This is a genomic window from Halorubrum persicum, from assembly GCF_002727125.1.
In the GTDB taxonomy this organism is placed as follows: Archaea; Halobacteriota; Halobacteria; order Halobacteriales; family Haloferacaceae; genus Halorubrum; species Halorubrum persicum.
In genome coordinates, this window is the sequence record NZ_NHOA01000057.1 from 1 (window position 1) to 1,941 (window position 1,941).

Consider the following 1,941-nt stretch of genomic DNA (forward strand, 5'->3'; position numbering starts at 1 on the left):
TGAGGCCGATCTACAGCCAGAGTCTGGTCGGAGCCCGAATCACGTTGCGATCGATAAAACGGTGATTCAGCTCGAGGATGAACAATATTCGCTGTACGCCGCCGTCGATCCCGACTCAAACGATCTGCTACATACAACGCTTGAAGCAACAAGGACAAACGTGATCGCAGATCAGGTTTTCGCGGAACTCCGCGAAAAACACGACGTAGATGACGCGACCGTTCTCGTTGATGGCGCGGTTCCACTTCACCGAGCCTGTGAAAAGCATGGCCTCGATTTCAGATACGAACGACATGGAAATCGGAACCGCGCCGAACGTGTATTTTGTGAGATAAAACGCAGAACTATCTATTTTTCGAACTGTCTCAGCAACGCGAACGCAGAAACTGCTCATGAGTGGCTGAGATCGTTCGCTTTCGCATGGAATCAGCTTATCTGAACACTACCCCAGACGGCGTGGGCTTGTAACCGCGTTTCCGCGGTCGGTGGATCGACGTGGCTGAAACAGTTTGAAAACGAAGCAGTTCGTCGGCCTACTTCTCTAATGACACGTTCGACGGACTCTCTGAAGCCGTGTTGTTCGACGCGGTGACTGTAGTTTTTGCGGCGGAGTCCACCGATCAGATCGTCGGCGTCATCGACGAGAAACAGCGCGTCTTCAACGTCGTGTTTCTCGGCTAATTCACTGAGAAACTCTCGTGCGATCGGAATCGTGTACGTCGGAAACAGCCGTAAATGAAGGATTCTGTTCGTTTCTGGATCGACGGCAGCGTACAGTCAGTACCGCTCATCGTTGACTTGAATCGCCTTCTGACCGATCGCAACGCGATCCGGGCTCTCACCGCCAGCTGGCTGTAGGTCAGCTTTTTGTACCCAGCTGTGAACAGCAACGCGACTTCGATCGATACCCAAATCCTCAAGAAAAGTAACTGTATTCGAGAGCGATAATTCCGCAAGTGGTTCCGAATACCCTTTTCAATGATCTCGCGGGGTGTCCGCTCTCGCTCCACAAACCCAAGTCGATCCACTCGGTACCTCGCTGAGGAGGGCGTTTTTCGGCATAGAGCACTGAATCCTCGTCCCGCCTCTTGCTTAACTTAACACCGCGAGCCCGGTTCTGTCGGGATTTATTAGGGTGCTGGGACAAGGCGTGATATGGAGATACTCCACACGTGTCTGAACGTGGCGGACGCGGATCGCACCGCAGACTGGTACGTCGAGCAGCTCGGGTTCGAGCGCTCGTGGGAGTTCACGACCGCAGACGGCGACACGCGCAACGTGTACGTCGCCGACGACGCCGGCGTCGAGTTCCAGCTGTCAGACACTGACGGCGAGGAGCCGAGCGCCGACGGCGACCGCTACGACCACGTCGCCGTCGGCGTCGACGATGTTGACGCGACGTTCGATGAGATCGACCACCACGGCGTCGTGAAAGAACCGGGCGACCAGCCGGAGGCCGGCGCGCGCACCGCGTTCGTGAAAGACCCAGACGGGCACGCCGTCGAACTCATCGAATCGCTCTGATCGGCGACAAACCGCGGTCGCAGTCGCTTTTTCGACGCCGATAGCTCCGAGATAACGTCAAGGTCGACGATGTCAATACCGGCGGCTCCTCCCCGAGTGCCTAAAAAACGAGCGAACGAGCGAGATTGGGATGCTGGCAACTTACAGAATGCCGGCGGCTTCGGCGGTCTCGACGATGTCTTGGGCCATCTTGTTGGTGGCCTCGTCGACCATCTGACCGTCGACGCTCACGGCGCCTTGGCCTTTCTCCATCGCCTCGGCGTAGGCGTCGACGATGCGCTTGGCGCGCTCGGCCGTTTCCGGGTCGGGCGCGAACACTTCGTTACCGATCCCGATCTGCGAGGGGTGGATCGCCCACTTCCCGTCGCAGCCGATCATGTTGGCGTTCTCGGCGGATTCGCGGAACCCGTCGGCGTC

General features: G+C 57.5%; 2 protein-coding genes and 2 pseudogenes. 2 read left to right on the plus strand and 2 right to left on the minus strand.

Annotation, left to right across the window (positions count from 1 at the left end):
* Positions 1-439, plus strand: a 439-nt coding sequence (locus DJ69_RS08410) for a DDE-type integrase/transposase/recombinase (RefSeq protein WP_099255211.1), incomplete at its 5' end; no start/stop codon positions are given.
* On the opposite strand, the pseudogene DJ69_RS08415 reads toward DJ69_RS08410, so the two are convergent.
* A pseudogene (locus tag DJ69_RS08415) lies at positions 427-1,062 on the minus strand (IS6 family transposase). The gene DJ69_RS08410 and the pseudogene DJ69_RS08415 overlap by 13 nt on opposite strands.
* A 93-nt stretch (positions 1,063-1,155) precedes the next feature.
* Here DJ69_RS08415 and DJ69_RS08420 point away from each other — a divergent pair.
* Positions 1,156-1,524: a VOC family protein gene (locus DJ69_RS08420; protein WP_099255212.1), complete on the plus strand. Its 369-nt coding sequence runs from the start codon at positions 1,156-1,158 to the stop codon at positions 1,522-1,524.
* Between the two features lie 141 nt (positions 1,525-1,665).
* Here the strand turns inward: DJ69_RS08420 and DJ69_RS08425 are convergent.
* Positions 1,666-1,941 (minus strand): annotated as a pseudogene (locus DJ69_RS08425) (HpcH/HpaI aldolase/citrate lyase family protein); the annotation flags it as partial.

What these genes read in the sequence shown, in the direction of transcription:
- DJ69_RS08420 (WP_099255212.1), top strand. Translation starts at nt 1,156, where the DNA reads ATGGAGATACTCCACACGTGTCTGAACGTGGCGGACGCGGATCGCACC.